This is a genomic window from Pseudomonadota bacterium (assembly GCA_040752895.1).
GTDB lineage: Bacteria > Pseudomonadota > Alphaproteobacteria.
The window spans coordinates 332,638-355,900 of sequence record JBFMHN010000002.1 but is presented as its reverse complement, the minus strand read 5'-3'; the positions used below and the strand labels follow the sequence as shown (position 1 = coordinate 355,900).

Sequence of the window (23,263 nt, the reverse complement as noted above, 5' to 3'; positions counted from 1 at the left end):
TCATCCTATCCGCGATGCGGCCCGTCTTCGAATCCAAACCAAAAGAACGAGGCCCGGCAACGCTGCCGCGGTCGTAAGCAGGAAGAAGTTTACCCAGTCCATGTGATCGGCAAGCCAGCCGCCGGGTGCGGCAAGCAGTGTCCGGCCAAACGACATCAACGACGAAAGCAGGGCGTACTGCGTTGCCGTATAGGCGACGTGGCAGAGCGAGGAGAGGTAGGCGACGAAGGCCGCCGTACCCATGCCGCCGGCCAGGTTCTCGAATCCGATGGTGGCGACGAGAAGGCCCACGTCGTGACCGGCGACCGCCTGAAGGGCGAAGGCCGCGTTCGAAGCCATTTGCAGGACGCCGCACAGCAGAAGGCTTTTCAAGATGCCGAGGCGGGCGACGAGAAGGCCGCCGATGAAGGCGCCGACCAGCGTCGCCGCCAGTCCGAACAGCTTGCTCACGTTCGCGATCTCGACCTTCGTAAAGCCGATCTCCAGGTAAAAGGGGTTCGCCATGACGCCGACCAGCGCGTCGCCGAACTTGTAGAAAACGACAAGGGCCAGAATCGCCCGCCACTGCGGCCGGGCGAGAAAATCCGAAAAGGGGGCCAGGACGGCTTCGCGGAACCACCGAACCGCGCTGCTCGCACCGCCCTCGCGGGCCGTCTTTTTTGCCGCCGCCGAAGCCTGCGGGCCGGGCGGCTCGGCCGAGAAGAAAACCGTGAGCAGGCCCACCCCGACCAGCCCCGCCATGGCGAGGTAGACCGCCTCCCATGGCAGGAAGGCGGCGAGGTAAAGGGCGCCCGCGCCGGCCGCCAGCAGGCCCATCCGGTAGCCGAAGACGAGGGCGGCAGCACCGGCGCCGTAAAGCCGTTCCTCGAGAATCTCGACCCGGTAGGCGTCAATCACGATGTCCTGGCTGGCCGAGCAGAAGGCGACGAGAAGCGCCAGAACGCCGGTCATCACCGGGTCCCGCACCGGGTTCGCGAAACCGAGGCCGACCAGGGCGGTGATGAGGCAAAGCTGGGTGAAGACGATCCAGCCGCGGCGGCGACCGAGGACGGCCGTGAACGGCGGCAGCGCAAGCCGGTCGATCGCCGGCGCCCACAGGAATTTCAGCGCGTAAGGAAGGCCGACCAGGGCGAAGATCCCGATCGCCGTCTTCGTCACCCCGCCTTCGGCCAGCCGGATGGCCAGGGTCGAGGCCGTGAGCAAAAGTGGAAGCCCGCTCGCAAAGCCAAGGAAAAGAAGACGGGCGATCCGCCCGTCCCGGTAAATCGCCACGGCGTCGAAAAGGGACTTGAACACGCCGCGACTCCCTGGCTCGGCGTTCCCCTCAAGCACGGGTCAGCCGAGTACCTTTTCCCCCAACCGTTCGGCGATCAGCCGGTCGAGCGCAACCTGCGGGCGGGCGCCGAAATGGCTGATGATCTCCGACGCGCAGACGCTGCCGATCCGGCCGCAGGTCGCGAGATCGTGGCCGCGCGTAAACCCGAACAGGAAGCCCGCCGCGTAAAGATCGCCAGCCCCTGTCGTATCTACCACCCTTGGCACCGGCTCGGCGTCGATCACATGCACCTCTTTGCCGGTGACGACAACGGAACCTTTCTCGCTGCGGGTAAGTGCCGTTACCTCGCAAAGGGAACGCACTTTCTGCATCGCCGCGTCGAAGTCTGGCGATTGATAAAGGGAAAGGATTTCCTGCTCGTTCGCGAAAAGAATGTCGACGTGTTTTTCGACGAACACCTGAAAGGATTCCCGGTGGCGCTCGACGCAGTAGGGATCCGAAAGGGTAAGCGCCACTTTCTTGCCCATCTTGTGCGCGATCTCGGAAGCCCGCTCAAAGGCCTCCTTCGCCGGCGGCGCGTCCCAGAGATAGCCTTCGAGATAGACGATCTTCGCCCGCTCGATGAAGACGTCCTCGATATCGGCCGGACCCAACTCCACGGAAGCGCCGAGATAGGTCTCCATCGTGCGCTGGGCGTCCGGCGTGACGAAAATCAGGCAGCGCGCCGTCGGCGGGCCTTCCGTCGCCGGCAGCGTCAGGAACTCGACCCCGGCGGCGGTAATGTCGTGGTTGAAAATGCCGCCGAGCTCATCGTTGCGGATCTTGCCAATGTAACCGGCCGACCCTCCCAACTGGGTGATCCCGACGACGGTGTTGGCGGCGGAGCCGCCCGAAATCTCGATAGCCGGCCCCATGGATTCATAGAGAAACTCGGCCCGCGCCGCGTCGATCAGCGTCATCGCCCCTTTGGTCAGCTCGAGCGCCGCCACCGCCTCGTCGCGGGCGTGGGTGATGACATCGACGATGGCGTTGCCGAGAGCGACGACGTCCAACGGCTTCGCAGACATGCGTATTCTCCGCGGTTGACCTGACCTGCGAGGCAACTTAACCCTCCGCCCGCCCACCGACAAGCCGGCGCTTGCGGCGAAGAGGGAACGCCCGTTAACGTACGCGCCTGCCCCGCCGATACGATCCGAGGAGCGCCATGCCAACCGCCCTTTTCCGAACGTTCCGACAGATCGCGGACCCGGGCTTCCGCCGCCTGCTTTGGCGCGGAGCCTGGGTGGCGATGGCGGCGATGGTTGCCCTTTGGGCAATCGCCGGATTGGTCGCCGCCAAAACCACTTTCTTCGAAACCGTCTGGCTTGAGGGACTCTTCGATATCGGCGGGTTCGTCGCTATTTTTGTGCTGACCTTTCTGCTTTTCCCGGGCTTCGTGACGCTGGGGCTGGGTTTTTTCCTGGAAGACGCGTGCGAGGCCATCGAGGCGAAGGACTACCCGCGCCTGCCGCCGGCCCGTCGCCAGGGCTTCGCCGAAATTTTTCTGACGACGGCGATGTTCACGGGTCTTCTCGTCTTTCTCAACCTGCTGGCGTTGCCGGTCTATTTTCTTCCCGTCGTCGGACCCTTTCTTTTCTTTGCCGTCACCGGCTTCCTGCTCGGCCGCGAATACGCGGACCTCGTCACCGCGCGCCGCCTGGAGCCAAAAGCGGCAAAAGCGTTTCGAAAAACGCATGGGTGGAGTATTTTCGCGGCCGGCATGACAATCGCGGTCCTTTCCACGATCCCCGGCATCAACCTGATCGCCCCTGTCCTCGGCACCACCCTGATGCTGCATCTTTTCGAGCGGCATCGGGAAAGCCGGGCATGACGCCGCCGCGCCGCTTTTTTCTGCTGTGGTTGCTGCTGCCCGCGCTTCTGGTCGGCTGCACGTCGCCAACAAAACCCGCGATCCAACGCGTGCCGCAAGGGGAAGAGGCGGCCAGGCGGGAGGGCGGGAAAGCATCGCTTCCGGCGGCGGCTATGCCGAAGCCGCCGCAGATGATCGGCCTCGATAAGACCGGCGTCTTAAGCCTGCTCGGCGCGCCGCACCTTATCCGCCGCGACGGCCCGGCCGAAGTCTGGCAGTACGCGGCCGATGCGTGCGTCCTCGATCTTTTCCTCTATGCGGAAAGTGGCGACTACCGCGTAGATTATTTCGAGTTGCGTCCGCCGCCCGGCGAAACCCTGCCGGCGGACGCCTGTTACGCAGGGATCCAGCGGGTGAAATAAAACCGCCTCCGGTGAATCAGCCGGGCGTTTTCGCCCGGTATTCACAGAACGCGCGAAGGATGCAGCGGGGACAGTCGGGCCTTCGCGCCTTGCACACGTAACGGCCGTGCAGGAGAAGCCAGTGATGGGCATGGCGCCGGTATTTCTCGGGCACGCGCGCCAGCAGCGCCTTCTCGACGGCCCCCGGCGTCTTCCCCGGCGCCAGGCCTGTCCGGTTGCAAAGACGGAAGATGTGCGTATCGACGGCGATCGTCGGCTGGCCGAAGGCCATGTTCAAAACGACGTTTGCCGTCTTGCGCCCAACCCCGGGCAACGCCTCCAGCGCCGCGCGGTCCTTCGGCACGCGGCCGCCGTGGCGTTCGAGAAGAAGCGCGCTCAGGCGGAGAATGTTTTTCGCCTTCGTGTTGAAAAGGCCGATCGTCCGGACGTGCGCGCGAAGCTTCTCTTCGCCAAGCTTCAGCATCTTCTCCGGCGTGTTGGCGACGGCGAAGAGCGTGCGCGTTGCCTTGTTCACGCCGACGTCCGTTGCCTGGGCGGAAAGGACCACCGCGACCAGAAGCGTATAGGGGCTGGTGTAGCGAAGCTCCCCCTTCGGGTTGGGGTTCGCCTTGGCGAGGGTGGCGAAAAACCGCTCGATTTTCGCCAGATTCATGATGCGGCCTTTCCGAAAATCCTGAACGGTATTATATCGGGAAGCATGGAAACCCGCCCCGAAAAGAACGCGGCTGAACCGACCCCTGTCCTCTTCTACGCCGAGATGCGCCCCTACCGGAGCTTAAGCCAAACCGGTTTCTGGGTCCTCATGCTGGCGATCGGCGGGGTAAGCTTCGTCGCCGGCACGCTGTTCCTGCTGGCCGGCGCCTGGCCGATCTTCGGGTTCTTCGGACTCGACGTTTTGCTCGTCTATATCTTCTTCCGGCTGAACTACCGCGGGGGGCGCGCCTTCGAGACGCTGACGCTGACCGAGAGGGAGCTTCTTCTGCGGAAGGTTAATCCGAAGGGAATCGTCTGGTCCTATCGTTTCGAGCCCTACTGGCTGCGCGTCGAGATGGAAAACCCGCCGCGGCCGGGCAGCCAGCTTACGCTTACCACCCATGGGGAAACCGTCGAGATCGGCGCCTTCCTGACAGCGGCCGAGAAACTGGACCTCGCGCAAGCCATCCGCGACGCCCTTCGCGCCCGGCATGAACGCTCGGCGCCGGGCCTTGACCTAGCCTAGACCCAACACGTCCGCCATGTCGTAAAGACGGGGCGGCTTCCCCTTCACCCAGCGCGCCGCGAAGACGGCGCCGCGGGCGAAGACCTGGCGCGAGGTGGCCTTGTGGGCAAGCTCAAGCCGTTCGCCCTCGCCGGCGAAGAGAACCGTGTGTTCGCCGGCCGTGTCGCCGGCGCGGATCGAGACCATCGGGATTTTCGCCGGTTTTCCCTTTTTCTTGCGGCCCGCCTGCGCGGCGGCGCCAAGCGCCAGGGCCGTGCCGGAAGGGGCGTCCCGCTTTTCCCGGTGGTGGATCTCGGAAATCGAAATGTCGTAGGTCGCGTCCAGAACAGCGGCGGCGCGCTTCGTCAATGCAAAAAGAAGGTTGACGGCAAGGCTCATGTTCGGCGCCTGAACGATCGGCACGCGCCTGGCCGCGGCGGCGATTGCCTTCACCTCCGCCGGTGCGAATCCGGTTGTCCCGATGACCATGGCCGTTCCCGCCTTGGCGGCGAGCTTGGCGTGCCGAACGGTCACCGCCGGCAGCGTGAAATCGATCACGACGTCGGACGCCGCCATGAGGGCGGCCGCGTCATCCGAAACCGCGACGCCGAGACGAAAAAGACCGGCGAGCACGCCCGCATCCTGGCCGATCGCGCGGTGACCCTTCGCCTCCGTGGCGCCGGAAAGCGCAAACCCTTTTCCCGCCGCCACCTCGCGGATCAACAGGCGGCCCATGCGCCCGGAAGCGCCCAAAATGCCAATGCGTATAACGGCCATGCCGTCGTTTCCTTCCTGCGCGGGAATTTAAACATAAGGCTCGATCGGGGCGGAGAAAATTTTCCGAAACGGGGCGCGCCCTATTCGCGAAGGTCGTCCCAGAATTCCTTCACCTTGTCGAGAAAGCCCTCGGAGGCGGGATTCATCCGCTTTGGGTTGCCGGCTTTTTCGAACTCGCGCAGCAATTCCTGCTGGCGCTTCGTAAGGTGGACCGGGGTTTCCACCACGGCGTCGATATACATGTCGCCCCTTGCCGTTCCCCGGAGGCCGGGCATGCCCTTCCCCCGCAGGCGGAACTGGCGGCCGGTCTGGGTGCCAGCTGTGATCGAGACGCGCGCACACGTGCCGTCGATGGTCGGCGCTTCGACGGTGCCGCCCAGCGCCGCCGTCGTCATCGGAATCGGCACCTGGCAAAAGAGATGGGGCCCTTCCCGGCGGAAGAAGCGGTGCGGTCGGACCGAGATAAATAGGTAAAGATCCCCGTTCGGCCCGCCTCGCACACCGGCCTCGCCCTCGCCGGTGAGACGGATGCGCGTGCCATCCTCGACGCCGGTCGGAATCGTAACGGAGAGCGTCTTTTCCTTTTGAACGCGGCCGAGGCCGTTGCACGCCGCGCACGGCTTCTCGATGACGCGGCCGGCGCCCCGGCAGGCCGGGCAGGTGCGCTCGATCGTGAAGAAACCCTGCTGGGCGCGGACCTTGCCGACACCATGGCACGTCGTGCAGGTGACCGGGCCCGAACCGGCGGCCGCCCCGCCTCCCTTGCAGGTTACGCAAACGACAAGCGTCGGCACGCGGATCTCGGCCTGCTTGCCGCGGAAGGCGTCTTCGAGGGCGATCGTCAAATTGTAGCGGAGGTCGGCGCCGCGGCCGGCGTTTCGGCCCGTCTGCCGGGCGAAGCCGGCCTCGCCGAACATCTCGTCGAAAATATCGGCGAAGCCGGTGAAATCGCCGGCACCGGGATGGCCCGAACCGGCACCGCCGCCCTCGAAGGCACCATGACCGAAGCGGTCGTAGGCGGCGCGCTTCTGGGCGTCTTTCAGAACGTCATGGGCCTCGTTGGCCTCTTTGAAGTGCTGTTCGGCGGCGGCGTCGTCCGGGTTGCGATCCGGGTGGTGCTGCATCGCCAGTTTGCGATAGGCCTTCTTGATTTCTTCCGCGGTAGCGTCTTTGCCAACACCCAGAACTTCGTAATAGTCACGTTTGGCCATGGGAGGAACCCTGGAAGCGAAAGAAGCCTATCGCCGTTCGCGACGAACGCTTTGAAGCGAGGCGTTACGATTTTTTCTTTTTATGCTCGTCATCGACTTCTTCGAACTCCGCGTCCACCACGGAACCTTCCGGGGCCGGCGCGGCGTCTTGCGGGGCTTCGCTTTCGGCTTCCTGGCTGGCCTTGTACATCGCCTCGCCGAGTTTCATGGCGGATTGCGCGAGCTTCTCGATCGCCGAACGGATCGCCGACGTGTTCTCGCCGTCCTTGACGCCGCGCAGCGCTTCAAGGTCGCCCGAGATGGCCGCCTTGTCAGCCTCCGGTATTTTATCGCCGTGCTCCTGCAGGTTCTTTTCCGTTGAATAGACGAGGACTTCCGCCTGATTCCGCGCCTCGACAAGCGCGCGGCGCTGCTTGTCCTCTTCGGCGTGGCTCTCGGCGTCGGCGACCATTTTTTCGATTTCTTCCTCGGACAACCCCCCGGAAACCTGGATGTGGATCGCCTGTTCCTTGCCGGTCGCCTTGTCCTTCGCGGAGACGTTCACGATGCCGTTCGCGTCGATATCGAAGCGCACTTCGATCTGCGGCACCCCGCGCGGGGCGGGCGGGATGCCGACCAGGTCGAACTGACCCAACAGCTTGTTGTCGGCCGCCATTTCGCGCTCGCCCTGGAACACGCGGATGGTGACCGCCGTCTGGCTGTCCTCGGCGGTCGAGAAGACCTGGCTCTTGCGGGTGGGAATCGTCGTGTTGCGGTCGATGAGGCGCGTAAAGACGCCGCCCAGCGTTTCGATGCCAAGCGAGAGCGGCGTCACGTCGAGCAGCAGCACGTCCTTCACGTCGCCCTGCAAAACGCCGGCCTGGATCGCGGCGCCTACCGCCACAACTTCGTCCGGGTTGACGCCCTTGTGCGGCTCGCGCCCGAAAATCTGCTTTACGGTTTCGGCGACCTTCGGCATCCGTGTCATGCCGCCAACGAGAATGACCTCGTCGATATCGGACGCCTTGAGACCGGCGTCCCGCAACGCCGCCTTGCATGGATCAACGGTGCGCTGGATCAGATGCGCGACAACGCCCTCGAGCTTGGCGCGCGTGATTTTGATGTTTAGATGTTTCGGCCCCGTCTGGTCGGCGGTGATGAAGGGAAGGTTCACCTCCGTCTGCATGGCGCTCGAAAGTTCGATCTTGGCCTTCTCGGCGGCTTCCTTCAAGCGTTGAAGCGCGAGACGGTCCGAGCGGATGTCGATGCCGTTTTCCTTTTTGAACTCATCCGCCAAGTAATCGATGATGTACTTGTCGAAGTCCTCGCCGCCGAGGAAGGTATCTCCGTTCGTGGACTTCACCTCGAAGACGCCGTCGCCGATTTCGAGAATCGAAATATCGAACGTGCCGCCGCCGAGGTCGTAAACGGCGATCGTGCCCGCGTGCTTCTTTTCCAGGCCATAAGCCAGAGCGGCCGCCGTCGGCTCGTTGATGATGCGCAAGACTTCGAGGCCGGCGATTTTGCCGGCGTCCTTCGTTGCCTGGCGCTGGGAATCGTTGAAATAGGCCGGAACCGTGATGACGGCTTGCTCAACCTTCTCGCCGAGATGGGCCTCCGCCGTCTCCTTCATCTTTTGCAGGATGAAGGCGGAAACCTGGCTTGGGCTGTACTTCTCGCCCCGCACTTCGACCCAGGCGTCCCCGTTGTCGGCACGGACGATCTCGTAAGGGACCATGCCCTTGTCTTTTTGGGTCGTGGGGTCGTCGTAGGTCCGCCCGATCAGGCGCTTGATCGCAAACAGCGTGTTCCCCGGGTTGGTGACGGCCTGGCGCTTGGCCGCTTGGCCGACCAGGCGTTCGCCTGCCTCCGTGAAGGCGACTACCGAGGGGGTCGTTCGCCCGCCCTCCGCGTTCTCGATCACCTTGGCGTTCTTGCCGTCCATGACGGCGACGCAGGAATTCGTTGTACCGAGATCAATACCGATGACTTTGCTCATGGTCTCCTCTCCCTTGGCGAGCCCCGAAGGCCGCGAATCGGCACCTTCGGAACCCCCCATCCGACCTTACGTAATACGCGCCTGGATAGAAAAATCCTTAACGTCTTGAGGGTTAGCCTGAGGATATATAGGTCCTCGCTGAAACCGCGGCAACACCGGCGGGTCTTTTTTTACATACCGCACGGCAAAGCACGAAAGGTGAACGTTGGACCGGGCGGGCTTTTCCACTCAGGCTTGCGTGTCCACCCTGGGCGGCGCGCAGCCTTCCCCGCCGACCCCGGCCTTGGCGACGCTGACCATCGCCGGGCGCAGCAGGCGGTCGTGCAGCCGGTAGCCGATCTGCAGAACCTCGACGACCGTGCCCGGCGGATGCTCCGCCGTCTCGACCTCGAACATCGCCTGGTGAAGGTCGTGGCTGAACTTCTCGCCCACGGGATCGATCTTCTGGATGTGATGGCGCTCGAGAACGGCCGCAAGCTCGCGTTCGGTCAGCGCAACACCCTCAATCAACCGTTTCGTGGGTTCGTCGGCAACGCTTTCCGGATCCGGCGCGCTTCCGACGGCCCGGTGAAGGTTGTCGGCGACGGTGAGAACCGCCCGCGCGAAATCCGCGATAGCGAACTTGCGCGCTTGTTCCTGTTCGCGCGCGCTGCGCGCGCGCAAATTCTCCATATCGGCAAGCGTCCGCAGCAACTGATCCTTGGTTTCGGCAAGCGCTGCCTCAAGGTCGCGGCCGGCGGTTTCCGCCGGCCCGGCCTCCGCCGCCGGCGTTCCTTCGCCGGCTTCGGCTTTCGTCGTTTCCGTTTGCGACGCTTCGCCTTCCGCCGGCTTATCGTTTTCGTCCGGTTTATTCATCTTCACCATTCGCTTGCGTTGGGGTTATCCGATAAAGCGCCCGACCAACTGGGCCGTATAATCTACCATTGGAATGATGCGCGCGTAATTGATTCGCGTCGGCCCGACGACGCCGAGGGCGCCGACGATCTGCTGGCGGCTGTCGCGGAAAGGGGCGACGATCATCGCGCAACCGGAAAGACCGAAAAGCTCGTTTTCCGCCCCGATGAAAATCTGCACGCCGTGCGCCTCCTGCGAAAGCGTGAGAAGGCGGCTCATCGTCTCCTTCCGTTCGAGCGCCTCGAAGAGGCCGCGGATGCGTTCGATTTCCCCGACCGCGGTTACGTCCTCAAGCAGGCGCGCCTGCCCGCGGACGATGAGCGAGCCCGCGCCCTCGCCGCCCGACCACGTCGCCAGCCCCGCCGCGACGACACGGGAGGCAAGCGCGTCCAGTTGGGCGCGGTGGGCGCGAATCTCCTCCAAGATTTCCTCCTGGGCTTCGGCGAATGTGCGACCGACGAGCCGCGCGGTGAGGAAATTCGTTGCCTCGACAAGGGCCGAAGAAGGCAGACCCGGCGGCAGCTCGACCAAGCGGTTCTCGACGATCCCATCTTCGGTCACGATGACGACGAGCGCGCGCTGCGGCCCTATGCGAACGAATTCGATATGCTTGAGCGCGCGTTCCGTTTTCGGCGCCACGACCAGGCTGGCGCAGCAGGACAGGCCGGAAAGCGCGTTCGAAACCTGTTCGAGAAGCTCCTGAATGCTGTGGCCCTCCGGCTTGCACCGGCGTTCGATATCGCGCCGCTCGCCTTCATTCAGGCCCCCGATTTCGAGCAGCCCGTTCACGAAAAGCCGCAACCCCGCCTCCGTCGGCAGCCGCCCGGCCGAAGTGTGCGGCGAATAGAGAAGCCCGGCGGCCTCGAGATCGGCCATCACGTTGCGGACGGTGGCCGAGGAGAGCGGCACGTTGAGCTTGCGTGCCAGCACCGCCGAACCCACCGGCGAGCCGGTCGCCACGTAGGCGTCCACGATACGACTGAAAATTTCCCGGCTGCGCTCGCTGAGCTCGACGAAAGCCGGATTGTTCCTATTTGCCATGGGTGAAAATCGCTGGCCCTCCGGCTTTGAATCTAGTTAGCCGGGAGAGCATCGTCAACGCACGCCGTCCACGGGCGGAAGACTGGACGAAGCCACGCCCGGCGGGCTAGCTTGGCGGCCATCAGCGAAGATTTCTTCGAAACCACAGGACACACCCCATGCGACCTTCCGGGCGGCCTGCCGATGCCCTTCGACCCATTCACCTGGAAACGAACGTCAGCAAGCACGCGGAAGGCTCCTGCCTCGTCCGCTTCGGCGACACCCACGTGCTGTGCGCGGCAAGCATAGAGGAAAAGGTGCCGCCCTTCCTGCGCAACCGGGGAACCGGCTGGGTCACCGCCGAATACGGCATGCTGCCGCGCGCCACGCACTCGCGGATGGACCGCGAGGCCGTGCGCGGACGGCAATCCGGGCGGACCCAGGAAATCCAGCGGTTGATCGGCCGCAGCCTGCGCGCGGTCATCAATCTCGGCGCGCTGGGCGAGCGGCAGATCCGGATCGACTGCGACGTGCTGCAGGCCGATGGCGGCACCCGGACGGCGGCGATCACCGGCGCCTTCGTCGCCCTTTACCAGGCCTGCGACCGTCTGGTGAAGAGCGGGGCGGTGCCGAAAAGCCCGATCGTCGAACAGGTCGCCGCTATTTCCTGCGGCATCTGGGAAGGCGAGCCCATTCTCGATCTCGATTATACGGAGGACAGCGCCGCGGCAGCGGACGCGAATTTCGTGCTGACCGCCTCGGGACGCATCGTCGAGATCCAGGGAACGGCCGAAGCGGCGCCGTTTTCGCGCGAGCAGTTCCTCGTGCTTTTCACGCTCGCCGAGAGCGGGGTCGCTGAACTCCTGAAATGCCAGCGGCAGGCGCTTGGGCTGGACGGGGGATGAGCCGCCCCTTCCGCGAGGAAAAGCTGGTGCTGGCCAGCCACAACCCGGGCAAGGCGCGCGAGCTTGCCGCCCTGCTCGAACCCTTCCGCGTCACGGTGCTCGCGGCCAGCGCGCTTGGCCTTGAAGCTCCCCCTGAGACCGGCGCCACCTTCGCCGAAAACGCCAAGATCAAGGCGAAAGCGGCGACGCAAGCAACCGGCCTGCCGGCGCTGGCCGACGATTCCGGCCTCGTCGTCCCCGCCCTTGGCGGCCGGCCCGGCATCCGTTCCGCGCGCTGGGCGGGCCCCGGCGGCAATTTCGAGGACGCCATGCGGAGGGTGCAAGAAATGATCGAGGGCCACCCGGACCGCCGGGCGCATTTTGCCTGTGCGCTGGCTCTGTGTTGGCCGGACGGGGTGTGCGAGGTCTTCGAAGGCACGGTCGAAGGAACGCTGGTCTGGCCGCCCCGCGGCAAGCAGGGTTTCGGCTACGACCCGATGTTCGTGGCCGAGGGCCACGACGCCACCTTCGGCGAAATGGCGCCGGAAGCGAAGGACGCCATCAGCCATCGGGCGAACGCCTTCCGCAAGCTCATCCATGCCTGCTTCGCAGCAAAAAAGTAACCCCGCCCTGGCCGGAACGGAAGGCTTCGCGCTTTACGTCCACTGGCCCTTCTGCCTCTCGAAGTGCCCCTATTGCGACTTCAACAGCCACGTGCGGGAAGGGATCGCCTTCGGGCGCTGGGAGCGCGCGCTTTCCCACGCGCTGGGTCAGGCCGCCAACCAGACGCCCGGGCGGCGGCTGACCAGCATCTTCTTCGGCGGGGGCACCCCTTCGCTGATGCCGCCGGCAAGCGTTGCCCGTCTGATCGGGGAAGCGAAGGTGCTGTGGGAAACCGATCCCGGCCTCGAAGTGACGCTCGAGGCGAACCCGACCTCGGCGGAAGGGGCCCGCTTCCGGCAGTACCGGGAAGCCGGGGTCAACCGGCTATCGCTTGGCATACAGGCGTTGCGCGCGGAGGCGTTGCGTTTCTTGGGCCGCACCCACGGGGTGGGCGAGGCGGTTGCCGCACTTGAGGCGGCGAAGGCCGTCTTTCCGCGCGTTTCCTTCGATCTTATTTATGGCCTGCCCGGCCAGACGGTTGCCGCGTGGCGCGAAGAACTTGCCGAGGCGCTGGCCCTTGCCGACGGCCATCTTTCGCTTTACCAGCTCACGATCGAACCCGGCACCCATTTCTTCCAGCTCTACCGCGAAGGCAAACTCGCCCCCCTGGCGGACGACGCGGCGGCGGCCCTTTACGAAACCACCCAAGCGGCGATGGAAGAAGCCGGCTTCCCCGCCTACGAGATTTCCAACCACGCGCGGCGCGGCGAAGCCTGCCGCCACAACCTGACCTATTGGAAGGCCGGCGAATATGTCGGCATCGGCCCGGGCGCCCATGGCCGGATCGGCGGCCGCGAGGCGATGGAAGCACGGCTTGCGACCGCCGCCATTCGCCAGCCGGAACGCTGGCTGGCGGCGGCCGAGGACGGGGGCGCCGCCTGGGAGACGGTCGAACCGCTCGATTCGGAAAGCCGCCTGGCCGAGCTTGCGATGATGGGGCTCCGCCTGCGGGAAGGGCTTGCCCACGAACGTTTCCGGCGGCAGACCGGGCGCGACATCGCGGCCGCCTTTCCGGCCGAGCGGCTGACCGCCTTGCAAGATGGCGGCTTTCTTGTTCTCGACGGAGAGGGCCTGCGGGCGACACCGAAGGGAAGGCTTCGGCTGAACGCCGTGCTCGGGCGGCTGCTCACCGGCTAGGCCTAGCTGCCGGTGAAACTGGTCGGGGCCGGGCTTACGACCCGGGGCCCCTTCCGGCGCACTTCCAGCACGGCAAGGCCGCGCTCGACCAAGCCGTCCGGATGAAAGCGGAAGACGCCATCAACGCCGGCGAAGCCCCCCCGCACGGTGAGCGAAAAATCGTCGAGCGAGGCGCCGGCACCGACCAGCACGGCGGCCAGGGCGGCCGCGTCATAGGCAAGGCTTGCCAGCCGCGGCGGCGGCGTCTGGAATTTCTCCCGGTAACGACGGACGAAACGTTCCCATTCCTGCGGCGAGGAAGTGGCGTACCAGCCGCCAACCAGCGAAGGCTCCGTTCCGATCGAGGAGTCGTCCCAAAGGCCGGTGCCGAGGAAACGAACCGTCTTCGGATCGATATCGTAATAGGAAAGCAAGGGCGCGATGCTTTTCAGGTGATCGCCCCCTTGCGGCAGCAAGACGGCGTCGAAGTCAACGTCGCCCAGCGTTTCTTTCTCTTTCAGGGTCTCAAGCTCGGCCAGCGAGGTCGCGTCACCCAATGCCGCAAGCTCGGCGCGGCGTTCGTCGAGCGCCTTTTTTCGCGCGTCGTAATTCGCCAGCTCGCGCACAACTCCGGAAAGTTTTTCCATGTCCAGGGCGGACGTGGCGTCGTGGAAGGCGACGCGCGTCACCACGCCTCCGACGTTTGCGACGGCCCGCTTCAGTTCGTCGACGACCGTCTGGCCATAGACGTTTTGCGGCGCCAGCACGGCGAAGCGTCTTACCCCCCGCTCATGGGCAAAGGTGACGACGCGTTCGACCTGGGTGCGCGGCAGAAATCCCATGACGTATACGCCGCGGCCGGCAACGTTCCGGTCGGTCGAGAACGCCACGACGCGGACGGCCCGCGCGCGCGCGGCTTCGGCAATGGTGGAGACGGAGGTGGAAAGAAGCGGACCCAGGATCAAGGAAACGTTGCTTCCAAGGGCGGCCTTCGCCGCCGCCGCCGCGCCGGCGGGGGTGCCTTTCGTGTCAAACGGCAGCAGGGCGAGCTGCGGCCCCGCCAGATCGAAGAGCGCCATCTCCGCGGCGTAGAGCATCGCCTTCCCGAGCGTCCCGTTCGCGCCTGAAAGCGGAAGCAAGATTGCGATACGCGTCCGCGCGTCGTCGCCGGGCATCTTGGCGACGGCCCTTTCGACTCCCTGGCGCGACACCACCCGGTTTAGGGAGGCGATCGCCGTCGTGGTTTCCATCAGGGCGGGATCTTCGCTCCGCGTCCGGTCGTATTCGCTGGGCAGGGAAAGCGGCGATTCCCTGACCGGCGTTGACGGCGCGCTGGACGGCGGCGGTGCCTCTTGCGTGCCGGGAGAGCGCTCCGATACCCTGCTCGCACAGCCGGCCACAAGAACAAGCGAAAGGACCGCGCATGCCCCGGTCAAAAGGCGGCAACGGGAATGGGAACGGGCGGCGGCGGAAACACCCACCCAAAACCTCCGAAAAGGAAATGGTCCAAGCCGCCAAGGCTAGCGATTGGGAGGCTGAAAGTAAACGGGGCCGCCTCCTGCTCGTCGCCACCCCTATCGGCAACCTGGGCGACATCACGTTCCGCGCCATCGCCACCCTCAAGGAGGCCGCCGCCATCGCCTGCGAGGATACCCGCGTCACCCGGAAGCTGCTCGACCGCTATGGCATCGCAACCGAACTTACCCCCTATCACGAGCACAACGCCGCCAAGGCCCGGCCCCGCCTGCTGGCCAGGCTCAAGGCCGGCGAGACGATCGCGCTGGTGACCGACGCCGGCACGCCGCTTGTTTCGGACCCCGGCTACAAGCTGGTCCAGGCGGTGGTGGCGGAGGGAATTCCGTTCACGGCCTTGCCGGGGCCATCGGCCGTGCTCGCCGCCTTGCTGCTTTCCGGGCTTCCCCCCGACCGCTTCTTCTTCGGCGGCTTCCTGCCCGCCAAGGCGGAAGCCAGGCGGCGCGAGATCGAAAGCCTTGGCGGGTTTCCGGCGACGCTTGTTTTCTTCGAATCCGCGAAACGCCTGCCGGCCACCCTTCGCCAAATGGCCGAACACCTGGGCCGGAGGCCTGCCGCCGTTGTCCGCGAGGCGACGAAACTTTACGAGGAAGTCCGCCGCGGCGACGTGGCGAGGCTCGCGGAAATTTACGAAAGGGAAGGGCCGCCGAAGGGCGAGGTCGTTATCGTCCTCGGCCCCCCCGAGGCAGCGGCGGCGGAAGACCGCGAGGCGGAAGCGGAGAAATTGCTGCCGGCGGCGCTGCGCCGATCCAGCCTGCGCGACGCCGTGGACGCGGTCGCGGCCGGCACCGGGCTTAGCCGCCGGCGGGTCTATGCCCTGGCGCTGGCGCTCACGAAACGGAACGCATGAACAAACGCGAAACGCGCGCGCGGGCCAGGCGGGCGGAACGCTATGGCCGCTTGGCCGAGGTCCTGTGCGCGCTGGCGCTGCGGCTCAAGGGATACCGCCTCCTGGCCAGGCGCCACCGCACGCCGGTGGGCGAGATTGACCTCATCGCCCTTCGGGGCCGCACGGTGGTCTTCGTCGAGATCAAGGCGCGGCGGTCCGTGCACGAAGCGGCCGAGGCCATCCACCCGCGGCAGCGCGCGCGCATTTTGCGGGCGGCGGAATATTTTCTAAGCCGCCGGCCCGAGCTTGCGGATCGGCCCGTCCGTTTCGATGCCATGCTGGCCGGCCGTTTCACCCTTCCCCGCCACGTGAAGGACATCTGGCGGAAAGGCTATGAAGGCATTAGATAAAACATCGTGGACACCGCCGGGACCCCCATGCTGCTGCGCCGCTGGTTTTGCCTTCTCCTGTCCGCCGGCCTGCCGCTCGCCGCCTGTTCGCCGATCGGCATGGCGGTCGGCGCCGGCGCCGGCGCCGGTGTCGCCGCGTCGGAAGAGCGGGGCTTGGGCGGCGCCATCGGCGATACGACGATCCGCGCCGAGATCAACTATAAATTTTTGAACGCCGACATCGCGCTTTTCCGCCGCGTCAGCACCAGCGTCCACGAGGGCCGCGTGCTACTCATGGGGATAGTGCCGAACGCGGAAGCGCTCGACGCCGCGACGCGGCTGACCTGGCAGGTGGCGGGCGTCAAGGAAGTCATCAACGAGCTTCACGTCGCCCCCGACGCGGAAATACTGGACACCGTCCGCGACGGCTGGATCGCCGCCGAGCTTCGGACACGGCTTTTGTTCGACAAGGAAGTCCTCGCTATCAACTATTCGGTCGAGGCGGTCGGTCGGGTGATCTATGTCCTGGGCGTCGCCCAGGACGGCCGGGAACTCGACCGCGTCATACGAACCGCCCGCGACATCCCATACGTGGAAGGGGTCGTGAGCCACGTGCTTCTGAAGGACGACCCGCGGCGGCGCGCGTCTTAAAGCGGGGGAAAACCGCCGACTGGCGCGAGCGGACATTCTTTCCTATTCTCGCCTCTTCTCGACTTTCCTATTCTTGGTTCTCCTATCCCCGGTCTTTTCTTGCCTACGCGGGTGCCTGCATGAGCCTTGCCGTCGCGATCCAGATGGACCCCATCGAAGGGATCAACATCGAGGGGGACAGCACGTTCGCCCTGGCGCTGGAGGCCGTGCGCCGGGGCCACGCCCTTTTTCATTACCTGCCGCAGGACCTTACCTTCCGCTGCGGCCGGGTGGTGGCCCGCACCCACCCTCTCATGGTGCGCGACGAGAAGGGCCATCACTACACCTTCGGCGACCCCCAGAGCATTGACCTGGCAACCGTCGATGTCGTGCTGATGCGCCAGGACCCGCCCTTCGACATGGCCTACATCACGGCGACGCATCTGCTGGAACACGTGATGGCGACGACGCTGGTAGTGAACGACCCGATCGAGGTGCGAAACGCGCCGGAGAAACTGTTCATCACGCATTTCTCCGATCTGATGCCGCCGACGCTGATCACCTCGGACCGCGAGGAGATCGGCGCCTTCCGGAAGGAGCACGGCGATATCGTGCTGAAGCCCCTTTTCGGCAACGGCGGGCGCGGCGTCTTCCACGTCACGCCGCAAGACGAGAACCTGAACGCGCTGCTCGAATTCTTCACCGAACTGTACCGGGAACCTATCGTCGTGCAGCGCTATCTGCCGCAGGTCCGCGAAGGCGACAAACGCATCATCCTGGTGGACGGCAAACCGGTCGGCGCGATCAACCGCATCCCGCCCCCGGGCGAGGCGCGGTCAAACCTGCACGTCGGCGGCACCGCCAAAAAGGCGACGCTGAGCGCGCACGACACCCTGCTCTGCGAAGCGATCGGCGGAACGCTGAAGAAGCGCGGTCTCGTCTTCGTCGGGATCGACGTTATCGGAAAATACATCACTGAGATCAACGTCACGTCGCCGACCGGCATTCGCGAAATCGACCGGTTCGATAACGTTTCGATCGAGGCGAAGATCTGGGACGTGATCGAGGCCCGCCACGCCGCCCAGCATCGTCCCAAGCGGACGGGCTGAGCGAACGCCGCAGAGGAAAGCGTCCTTGGTTGCACGCATCGCCACCGTTGCCTTTTCCGGCATCGATGTCCGGGAGGTTGATGTTCAGGTGCGGGTCACGAACGGCCTGCCCGCCTTTACGATCGTGGGCCTTGCCGACAAGGCGGTCGCCGAATCCCGCGAGCGCGTGCGCGCCGCCCTCGAATCGATGGGGCTCGCACTGCCGCTGAAGCGGATCATCGTCAACCTGGCGCCGGCCGATGTGCTGAAGGAGGGGAGTCATTTCGACCTGCCCATCGCGCTGGCGCTGCTGGCCGCGATGGGCGTCCTCTCCGGCGACGAGCTTGCGGGCTATATGGCAATGGGGGAGCTTTCGCTGGACGGGGGTTTGAGCGCGGTCGCCGGCGTCCTGCCGGCGGCGATCGCGGCAGCCGCGAACGACCGCGGCTTCATCTGCCCGGCGGTTTGCGGGGCGGAAGCCGCCTGGGCGGACGGGGCCGCGGTGCTGGCAGCCGCCACCCTTCTTGCCCTCGTCAATCACTTCAAGGGCAATCTAGCCTTAAGCCCGCCGCAGCCGGAGCTGGCGGCGGCGGAAGCGGAAGCGCCTTACCCCGACCTCGCCGACGTCAAGGGCCAGGAGACGGCGAAGCGGGCGCTCGAAGCGACGGCGGCGGGCGGCCACAACCTTCTGATGATCGGCCCGCCCGGCGCCGGCAAGTCGTTGCTGGCCCAGCGGCTGCCCGGCCTCTTGCCGCCGCTCGACGCCCGCGAATCCCTGGACGTCAGCATGATCCAGAGCATCGCCGGTCTCCTCAAAGAGGGGAAACTTTCCCGGCGACGCCCCTTCCGGGAGCCCCACCATTCCGCTTCCCTTCCGGCGCTGGTCGGCGGCGGCGCCAAGGCGCGGCCGGGCGAGGTGACGCTCGCCCATCACGGCGTTCTCTTCCTCGACGAACTGCCGGAATTTTCGCGGGCGGCGCTGGAAGCGCTTCGCCAGCCGCTCGAAACGGGGCGGGTCGCCGTGGCGCGGGCCAACGCCCACGTCACTTACCCGGCCCGCGTTCAACTGGTGGCGGCGATGAATCCCTGCCACTGCGGCTATCTGGGCGACCCGGCGCGCGACTGCGGGCGCGCCCCGAAATGCGCCGTCGAATACCAGGCGAAGATTTCCGGCCCCCTCTTCGACCGCATCGACCTCCACGTCGAGGTGCCCGAGGTGCCGCCCGAGGAACTGATCCGGCCGGGGTTTTCGGAACCGTCGGCCGCCGTGCGCGCGCGCGTGCTGGCGGCCCGCGAGCGCCAGGCGGAACGCTATGAAAAAATGGGTGCTGACGTTCGCGTGAACGCCGCAGCCGACGGCGAACTTCTCGAAGCGGTGACCGCGACGGACAAGGAAGGCAAGGCGCTGCTCGAAGAGGCGATCGGCAAGCTTCGCTTGACGGCGCGCGGCTATCACCGCGTGCTCCGCGTGGCGCGCACCCTGGCCGACCTCGAGGGCAGCGCGGCCATTCACCGCGGCCACCTCGCCGAGGCGCTTACCTTCCGCCGCCTGGCGCCTGGAAGAAGTCCGCTCTAGCCTTTCGGACCTTTCCGCAAGTGCAGCATGCGGCCGAGCCCCGCGCCGCCGAACACGTGGACGTGGAAGTGGGGCACTTCCTGGTGCGAATCCGTCCCGTGATTGGCCAGAATGCGGTAGCCAGATTCGGCAACGCCGAGGGTCTTTGCGACCTTGCCGACGGCGCGGAAGAAGCCGGCGAGCAGGGCGTCCGGGGCGCGTTCGGAAAAATCGGCCATCGAGACGTATTCGCCCTTCGGGATGACGAGGGCGTGCACGGGGGCCTGCGGGTTGACGTCGTGGAAGGCGAGCGCGAAGTCATCCTCGTAAATTTTCCTGCACGGGATTTCGCCGCGCAGAATCTTGGCGAACACGTTGTTCGGGTCGTACGCCATGGTTTGCCCCCCTAGCGTTTGCGGGCGCATTTTTCCTCGATTCCCGATCTTCCCTCGCGCTTTTCAAGCTCGGCGAAAACGTCTTCCGGTCGAATCCCGCGCGCCGCCAGCAACACGAGCAAATGATAGAGAAGGTCGGCACTTTCGTGGATAAGCGCCTCCCGTTCCCCGGTGACGGCGGCGAGAACCGTCTCGATCGCCTCCTCGCCAAGCTTCTCGGCGATCTTCCCAACCCCCCCGGCCAGCAATTGCGCCGTATAGGATGTCTCGGGGTCCTTTCCCTTGCGGCCTTCGATCAAGGCGAAGAGGCGGGAAAGGGTGGCTTGTCCATTCGTTTCTGTCATGGCTTTAGGCTCCCGGTTGCCAGCCTATCACGGCCGGGCGGCCGGGCGCACCGGTATCCCGGCCGCCGCCAGATAAGCCTTCGCCTCGGCGATTGAATATTCCCCGAAGTGGAAAATGGAAGCGGCGAGCACGGCCGAGGCGTGGCCTTCCCGGATTCCTTCGACCAAATGATCGAGCGTGCCGACCCCGCCCGAGGCGATGACGGGGACGGGGACGGCGTCGGCCACCGCCCGCGTAAGGGCGAGATCGAAGCCGGCCCGGGTGCCGTCGCGGTCCATCGAGGTGAGCAGAATCTCGCCGGCCCCGGCGGCCGCCATCCGCTTCGCCCAGCCAACCGCCTCGATGCCGGTCGCCTGCCGGCCGCCATGGGTGAAAATCTCGTAGGCGCCGGAAGGCGCGCGCTTGGCGTCGAGCGCCACGACGATGCATTGCTGGCCGAAGCGCAGCGCCGCCTCCGTCACCAGCTCGGGCTTGGCCACCGCCGCCGTGTTGATGGAAACCTTGTCGGCGCCGGCCAGCAGAAGCTTGCGGACGTCTTCCGTGGTGCGCACGCCCCCGCCCACGGTGAGCGGCATGAAGCAGCGCTCCGCCGTTCTGGCGACGACGTCGAAAAGCGTGTCGCGGTTTTCGTGGGAAGCCGTGATGTCGAGGAAGCAAAGCTCGTCCGCTTCCGCGCGGTCGTAAACCGTCGCCTGTTCGACGGGGTCGCCGGCGTCCTGCAGATCGACGAAGTTGACGCCCTTGACGACGCGGCCGTTCTTGACATCGAGACAGGGGATGAGGCGGGCTTTAAGCATTGGATTCCCGGTTGGCGATTTCGAGGGCGGCTTGCGGCGCGACTTTGCCGTCGTAAAGCGCGCGGCCCAGGATGACGCCCGCGATGCCGCTTGCCTCCCTTGCCTTCAGCGCCGCGATATCGTCCAGCGAAGAAACCCCGCCCGAGGCGATGACGGGGATGGTGAGCGCTTCCGCTAGCGCTGCCGTCGCCGCGACGTTCGGCCCCCGCAGCGTGCCGTCGCGCTGGATGTCGGTGTAGATGATCGCCGCAATGCCGGCGTCCTCATAGCGTTTGGCGAGCTCTATCGCCTCCACCTCGGACGCCTCTTGCCAGCCCCGGATGGCGACGCGTCCCTGCCAGGCGTCGATGCCGACCGCAACGCGGCCGGGGAAACGCTTGGCCGCCTCGCGAACGAGACCGGGGTCGGAAAGGGCGACCGTGCCCAGGACGACGCGGGTAATGCCTTCCGCCAGCCAGGCCTCCAGTGTCGCCAAATCGCGGATGCCGCCGCCAAGCTGCACCGGCAGGTTGACCGCGCCAAGGATGGCGCGGACGGCGGCCGTGTTCACCGGCCCGCCCGCCACCGCGCCGTCGAGATCGACGACGTGGAGCCAGCGGAAGCCGGCCGCCGCAAAGCTTGCGGCCTGGGCCGCCGGGTCGTCGTTGAAGCGCGTGACTTTTTCCATGTCGCCCTGCCACAGACGGACGCAAGTCCCCTCCTTCACGTCGATCGCGGGATAAAGGATCATGGGTCAGGGCCGCCAGCGCAGGAAATTGGCGAGCAGGCGAAGGCCAACGCCCTGGCTTTTCTCCGGGTGAAACTGGGTGCCGGCGAGGTTCGCCCGGCCGACGGCGGCGGTAAGCCGCCCGCCATAATCGACGCTGGCCAGCCTATCCTCCGCCCGCGCTAGGCGAAGCGCGAAGCCGTGCACGAAGTAAGCGTGCGCGCCGGATGCGATGCCGGCGAAAAGCGGGTGTTCTTCGGCCTCCAGCTCGAGTTCGTTCCAGCCCATGTGCGGCACCTTGAGCGAAGGGTCCTTTGGGACGATCGGCGTAACCTCGCCGGCGATCCAGCCAAGGCCCGCGTGTGCGCCATGCTCGAAGCCGCGCTCCGCCATCAGTTGCATGCCGACGCAGATGCCGAGAAAAGGCCGCCCCTTTTCGATCACCGTCTCCTGCAAGGCCTCCAGCATGCCGGGCAGGCGGGCAAGGCCGGCCTTGCAGTCGGCGAAGGCGCCGACCCCCGGCAGGACGATGCGGCTTGCCGCGCGCACCTTGCGCGCCTCTACCGTCACCTCGACCGCAAGCCCCAAATCCGCCGCCCGCGACGCCGCCTCCAGCGCCTTCGCCGCCGACCGCAAATTCCCCGAACCGTAGTCGATGACGGCAACGCTCATGGCGTGTGGTCGTAGTAGCGGCGGATTGCCCCCTCGCGGGTTTCGCCGCCGACCGGGCTTAAAAATTCATAGCCGCGCCGCGCCAACCACCGCCGCCGCCAGTCGTTGGCGAAGAGGCCTATGAAGATAAGGTAAGAAGCCAGCGCTGTGCCGTGAACGAGCGGGTCCGCACCGAGGAAAGCAAGGCCGCCGTCAAGCGCGAGACCGCCGGCCAGCAGCAGGGTGCCCACCCCCCACATCCGGTGCCAGAAGGCCCACAGGCCGGTGAAGAAAAAGGCCGGCCACGCAAAGCCTTCCTTGACGAAAACGGTCTCGTCCTCGCCCGTTTCCGCCGCAAGCGGCAACCGATGGACCGTGTAAATCGCCACCGTCACCCCTCCGCGCGCGTGCGATTAAAGCGAGCCGCCCAGAACGCCCTTGGTGGACGGCACCTCGTCCGCCCGCTTGGGGTCGATCGCGATCGCCTGGCGAAGGGCGCGCGCAAGCCCCTTAAAGCAGGATTCGATGATGTGGTGCGTGTTCTCGCCATACAAATTCTCGATATGCAGCGTAATGCCGGCCGATTGAGCGAACGCCTGGAACCATTCCTTGAAAAGCTCGACGTCCATCTCGCCCACCTTGGGGTGGCGGAAGTTGACCCGCCAGATCAGGTAGGGGCGCATGGAAATGTCCACGACGACCCGCGTCAGGGTTTCGTCCATCGGGATCGTCGCTTCGCCATAGCGGACGACCCCGCGGCGCTCACCGAGCGCCCGGCTCACCGCCTCGCCGATCACGATGCCGGTGTCTTCCGTCGTGTGGTGGCCGTCGATCCGCAAATCGCCTTCGGCGCGGAGCTTGAGGTCGATCAGGCTGTGGCGCGAAAGCTGTTCCAACATATGGTCGAGGAAGCCGATCCCCGTCGCCACGTCGTACGCACCGGTGCCGTCGAGGTCGAGCTCGGCCTCTATCCGCGTTTCTTTCGTCTTGCGCTCGACGCGGGCGTGCCGCATGGCTTCGCGTCCTTATTTCTGGATTCTCAACGCCTTGATTCGCG

Annotated in this window: 27 protein-coding genes; 11 read left to right on the top strand and 16 right to left on the bottom strand. The window is 65.7% G+C overall.

Features of this window, described 5'->3' with window-relative positions; genetic code table 11:
- Positions 1-1,296: an AmpG family muropeptide MFS transporter gene (locus tag AB1781_05590; GenBank protein ID MEW5704044.1), complete on the bottom strand. Its 1,296-nt coding sequence runs from the start codon at positions 1,294-1,296 to the stop codon at positions 1-3.
- A 39-nt stretch (positions 1,297-1,335) separates the two neighbouring features.
- The gene (locus tag AB1781_05585; GenBank protein MEW5704043.1) at positions 1,336-2,343 is read right to left on the bottom strand and encodes an adenosine kinase; all 1,008 of its coding nucleotides are present in this window, start codon (positions 2,341-2,343) and stop codon (positions 1,336-1,338) included.
- Between the two features lie 137 nt (positions 2,344-2,480).
- Between AB1781_05585 and AB1781_05580 the strand changes: the two genes are divergently transcribed.
- Together AB1781_05580 and AB1781_05575 are read left to right on the top strand one after the other, a co-directional pair.
- Positions 2,481-3,146 (top strand): EI24 domain-containing protein, encoded by a 666-nt coding sequence (locus tag AB1781_05580; GenBank protein ID MEW5704042.1) that lies wholly within the window; start codon positions 2,481-2,483, stop codon positions 3,144-3,146.
- Entirely contained in the window at positions 3,143-3,547 is a 405-nt protein-coding gene (locus tag AB1781_05575; GenBank protein ID MEW5704041.1) for a hypothetical protein, read from the top strand. The genes AB1781_05580 and AB1781_05575 overlap by 4 nt, the downstream gene beginning before the upstream one ends.
- Positions 3,548-3,563: 16 nt before the next feature.
- Here AB1781_05575 and nth read toward each other — a convergent pair whose 3' ends face one another.
- On the bottom strand, positions 3,564-4,199 hold the full coding sequence (gene nth, locus AB1781_05570) for an endonuclease III (protein ID MEW5704040.1): 636 nt from the start codon (positions 4,197-4,199) through the stop codon (positions 3,564-3,566).
- Between the two features lie 45 nt (positions 4,200-4,244).
- Between nth and AB1781_05565 the strand changes: the two genes are divergently transcribed.
- Positions 4,245-4,766, top strand: coding sequence for a DUF2244 domain-containing protein (locus AB1781_05565; protein MEW5704039.1), 522 nt, complete (start codon positions 4,245-4,247; stop codon positions 4,764-4,766).
- On the opposite strand, the gene dapB is transcribed toward AB1781_05565, so the two are convergent.
- The 5 genes from dapB to hrcA all read right to left on the bottom strand — a co-directional run bounded on the left by dapB (position 4,758) and on the right by hrcA (position 10,646).
- A complete protein-coding gene (gene dapB / locus AB1781_05560; protein MEW5704038.1) occupies positions 4,758-5,522 on the bottom strand; it encodes a 4-hydroxy-tetrahydrodipicolinate reductase in 765 nt (254 codons plus the stop codon). The genes AB1781_05565 and dapB overlap by 9 nt on opposite strands.
- A gap of 80 nt (positions 5,523-5,602) precedes the next feature.
- Complete coding sequence (dnaJ, locus tag AB1781_05555) at positions 5,603-6,733, bottom strand: molecular chaperone DnaJ (protein MEW5704037.1); 1,131 nt, start codon at positions 6,731-6,733, stop codon at positions 5,603-5,605.
- A gap of 64 nt (positions 6,734-6,797) precedes the next feature.
- On the bottom strand, positions 6,798-8,711 hold the full coding sequence (gene dnaK / locus AB1781_05550; GenBank protein MEW5704036.1) for a molecular chaperone DnaK: 1,914 nt from the start codon (positions 8,709-8,711) through the stop codon (positions 6,798-6,800).
- Positions 8,712-8,939: 228 nt separating this feature from the next.
- Positions 8,940-9,566: a nucleotide exchange factor GrpE gene (grpE, locus tag AB1781_05545; protein ID MEW5704035.1), complete on the bottom strand. Its 627-nt coding sequence runs from the start codon at positions 9,564-9,566 to the stop codon at positions 8,940-8,942.
- A gap of 24 nt (positions 9,567-9,590) precedes the next feature.
- Positions 9,591-10,646 (bottom strand): heat-inducible transcriptional repressor HrcA, encoded by a 1,056-nt coding sequence (hrcA, locus tag AB1781_05540; GenBank protein MEW5704034.1) that lies wholly within the window; start codon positions 10,644-10,646, stop codon positions 9,591-9,593.
- Positions 10,647-10,804: 158 nt separating this feature from the next.
- Between hrcA and rph the strand changes: the two genes are divergently transcribed.
- From rph to hemW, 3 genes are read left to right on the top strand one after another with little or no spacing between them, the layout of a single operon-like run.
- Positions 10,805-11,530 carry a ribonuclease PH gene (gene rph / locus AB1781_05535; GenBank protein MEW5704033.1) on the top strand — a complete coding sequence of 242 codons (726 nt, stop codon included), beginning with the start codon at positions 10,805-10,807 and terminating at the stop codon, positions 11,528-11,530.
- Complete coding sequence (gene rdgB, locus AB1781_05530; GenBank protein ID MEW5704032.1) at positions 11,527-12,132, top strand: RdgB/HAM1 family non-canonical purine NTP pyrophosphatase; 606 nt, start codon at positions 11,527-11,529, stop codon at positions 12,130-12,132. The genes rph and rdgB overlap by 4 nt, the downstream gene beginning before the upstream one ends.
- Positions 12,107-13,309, top strand: a complete 1,203-nt coding sequence (hemW, locus tag AB1781_05525; GenBank protein MEW5704031.1) for a radical SAM family heme chaperone HemW — start codon at positions 12,107-12,109, stop codon at positions 13,307-13,309. The genes rdgB and hemW overlap by 26 nt, the downstream gene beginning before the upstream one ends.
- Positions 13,310-13,311: 2 nt before the next feature.
- Here the strand turns inward: hemW and AB1781_05520 are convergent, their stop codons facing one another.
- Positions 13,312-14,538 (bottom strand): penicillin-binding protein activator, encoded by a 1,227-nt coding sequence (locus tag AB1781_05520; protein MEW5704030.1) that lies wholly within the window; start codon positions 14,536-14,538, stop codon positions 13,312-13,314.
- Positions 14,539-14,711: 173 nt separating this feature from the next.
- Here AB1781_05520 and rsmI point away from each other — a divergent pair, with 173 nt between their 5' ends.
- From rsmI to AB1781_05495, 5 genes are all read left to right on the top strand, one after another.
- On the top strand, positions 14,712-15,671 hold the full coding sequence (gene rsmI / locus AB1781_05515) for a 16S rRNA (cytidine(1402)-2'-O)-methyltransferase (GenBank protein ID MEW5704029.1): 960 nt from the start codon (positions 14,712-14,714) through the stop codon (positions 15,669-15,671).
- Positions 15,668-16,060: a YraN family protein gene (locus AB1781_05510; protein MEW5704028.1), complete on the top strand. Its 393-nt coding sequence runs from the start codon at positions 15,668-15,670 to the stop codon at positions 16,058-16,060. The genes rsmI and AB1781_05510 overlap by 4 nt, the downstream gene beginning before the upstream one ends.
- A 6-nt stretch (positions 16,061-16,066) precedes the next feature.
- Positions 16,067-16,690, top strand: a complete 624-nt coding sequence (locus AB1781_05505; GenBank protein ID MEW5704027.1) for a BON domain-containing protein — start codon at positions 16,067-16,069, stop codon at positions 16,688-16,690.
- Between the two features lie 119 nt (positions 16,691-16,809).
- The gene (gene gshB / locus AB1781_05500) at positions 16,810-17,778 is read left to right on the top strand and encodes a glutathione synthase (GenBank protein ID MEW5704026.1); all 969 of its coding nucleotides are present in this window, start codon (positions 16,810-16,812) and stop codon (positions 17,776-17,778) included.
- A 25-nt stretch (positions 17,779-17,803) separates the two neighbouring features.
- Positions 17,804-19,333 (top strand): YifB family Mg chelatase-like AAA ATPase, encoded by a 1,530-nt coding sequence (locus AB1781_05495; GenBank protein ID MEW5704025.1) that lies wholly within the window; start codon positions 17,804-17,806, stop codon positions 19,331-19,333.
- On the opposite strand, the gene AB1781_05490 is transcribed toward AB1781_05495, so the two are convergent.
- The 7 genes from AB1781_05490 to hisB are packed head-to-tail and all read right to left on the bottom strand — an operon-like array spanning position 19,330 to position 23,219.
- Positions 19,330-19,707 carry a histidine triad nucleotide-binding protein gene (locus tag AB1781_05490; protein ID MEW5704024.1) on the bottom strand — a complete coding sequence of 126 codons (378 nt, stop codon included), beginning with the start codon at positions 19,705-19,707 and terminating at the stop codon, positions 19,330-19,332. The genes AB1781_05495 and AB1781_05490 overlap by 4 nt on opposite strands.
- An 11-nt stretch (positions 19,708-19,718) precedes the next feature.
- Positions 19,719-20,051, bottom strand: coding sequence for a phosphoribosyl-ATP diphosphatase (locus AB1781_05485; protein ID MEW5704023.1), 333 nt, complete (start codon positions 20,049-20,051; stop codon positions 19,719-19,721).
- A 27-nt stretch (positions 20,052-20,078) separates the two neighbouring features.
- Positions 20,079-20,849, bottom strand: coding sequence for an imidazole glycerol phosphate synthase subunit HisF (gene hisF, locus AB1781_05480; protein MEW5704022.1), 771 nt, complete (start codon positions 20,847-20,849; stop codon positions 20,079-20,081).
- Positions 20,842-21,579: a 1-(5-phosphoribosyl)-5-[(5-phosphoribosylamino)methylideneamino]imidazole-4-carboxamide isomerase gene (gene hisA / locus AB1781_05475; protein ID MEW5704021.1), complete on the bottom strand. Its 738-nt coding sequence runs from the start codon at positions 21,577-21,579 to the stop codon at positions 20,842-20,844. The genes hisF and hisA overlap by 8 nt, the downstream gene beginning before the upstream one ends.
- 3 nt (positions 21,580-21,582) lie before the next feature.
- Entirely contained in the window at positions 21,583-22,227 is a 645-nt protein-coding gene (gene hisH / locus AB1781_05470) for an imidazole glycerol phosphate synthase subunit HisH (GenBank protein ID MEW5704020.1), read from the bottom strand.
- Entirely contained in the window at positions 22,224-22,595 is a 372-nt protein-coding gene (locus AB1781_05465) for a DUF2628 domain-containing protein (protein ID MEW5704019.1), read from the bottom strand. The genes hisH and AB1781_05465 overlap by 4 nt, the downstream gene beginning before the upstream one ends.
- Positions 22,596-22,619: 24 nt before the next feature.
- Positions 22,620-23,219 carry an imidazoleglycerol-phosphate dehydratase HisB gene (gene hisB, locus AB1781_05460; GenBank protein ID MEW5704018.1) on the bottom strand — a complete coding sequence of 200 codons (600 nt, stop codon included), beginning with the start codon at positions 23,217-23,219 and terminating at the stop codon, positions 22,620-22,622.
- Positions 23,220-23,263 lie beyond the last annotated feature (44 nt).

Coding starts and splice junctions, on each gene's coding strand:
- AB1781_05585 (MEW5704043.1), bottom strand. CDS start 2,343: ATGTCTGCGAAGCCGTTGGACGTCGTCGCTCTCGGCAACGCCATCGTC.
- AB1781_05580 (MEW5704042.1), top strand. CDS start 2,481: ATGCCAACCGCCCTTTTCCGAACGTTCCGACAGATCGCGGACCCGGGC.
- AB1781_05575 (MEW5704041.1), top strand. CDS start 3,143: ATGACGCCGCCGCGCCGCTTTTTTCTGCTGTGGTTGCTGCTGCCCGCG.
- nth (MEW5704040.1), bottom strand. CDS start 4,199: ATGAATCTGGCGAAAATCGAGCGGTTTTTCGCCACCCTCGCCAAGGCG.
- AB1781_05565 (MEW5704039.1), top strand. CDS start 4,245: ATGGAAACCCGCCCCGAAAAGAACGCGGCTGAACCGACCCCTGTCCTC.
- dapB (MEW5704038.1), bottom strand. CDS start 5,522: ATGGCCGTTATACGCATTGGCATTTTGGGCGCTTCCGGGCGCATGGGC.
- dnaJ (MEW5704037.1), bottom strand. CDS start 6,733: ATGGCCAAACGTGACTATTACGAAGTTCTGGGTGTTGGCAAAGACGCT.
- dnaK (MEW5704036.1), bottom strand. CDS start 8,711: ATGAGCAAAGTCATCGGTATTGATCTCGGTACAACGAATTCCTGCGTC.
- grpE (MEW5704035.1), bottom strand. CDS start 9,566: ATGAATAAACCGGACGAAAACGATAAGCCGGCGGAAGGCGAAGCGTCG.
- hrcA (MEW5704034.1), bottom strand. CDS start 10,646: ATGGCAAATAGGAACAATCCGGCTTTCGTCGAGCTCAGCGAGCGCAGC.
- rph (MEW5704033.1), top strand. CDS start 10,805: ATGCGACCTTCCGGGCGGCCTGCCGATGCCCTTCGACCCATTCACCTG.
- rdgB (MEW5704032.1), top strand. CDS start 11,527: ATGAGCCGCCCCTTCCGCGAGGAAAAGCTGGTGCTGGCCAGCCACAAC.
- hemW (MEW5704031.1), top strand. CDS start 12,107: ATGCCTGCTTCGCAGCAAAAAAGTAACCCCGCCCTGGCCGGAACGGAA.
- AB1781_05520 (MEW5704030.1), bottom strand. CDS start 14,538: ATGGAAACCACGACGGCGATCGCCTCCCTAAACCGGGTGGTGTCGCGC.
- rsmI (MEW5704029.1), top strand. CDS start 14,712: ATGCCCCGGTCAAAAGGCGGCAACGGGAATGGGAACGGGCGGCGGCGG.
- AB1781_05510 (MEW5704028.1), top strand. CDS start 15,668: ATGAACAAACGCGAAACGCGCGCGCGGGCCAGGCGGGCGGAACGCTAT.
- gshB (MEW5704026.1), top strand. CDS start 16,810: ATGAGCCTTGCCGTCGCGATCCAGATGGACCCCATCGAAGGGATCAAC.
- AB1781_05490 (MEW5704024.1), bottom strand. CDS start 19,707: ATGGCGTACGACCCGAACAACGTGTTCGCCAAGATTCTGCGCGGCGAA.
- AB1781_05485 (MEW5704023.1), bottom strand. CDS start 20,051: ATGACAGAAACGAATGGACAAGCCACCCTTTCCCGCCTCTTCGCCTTG.
- hisF (MEW5704022.1), bottom strand. CDS start 20,849: ATGCTTAAAGCCCGCCTCATCCCCTGTCTCGATGTCAAGAACGGCCGC.
- hisA (MEW5704021.1), bottom strand. CDS start 21,579: ATGATCCTTTATCCCGCGATCGACGTGAAGGAGGGGACTTGCGTCCGT.
- hisH (MEW5704020.1), bottom strand. CDS start 22,227: ATGAGCGTTGCCGTCATCGACTACGGTTCGGGGAATTTGCGGTCGGCG.
- hisB (MEW5704018.1), bottom strand. CDS start 23,219: ATGCGGCACGCCCGCGTCGAGCGCAAGACGAAAGAAACGCGGATAGAG.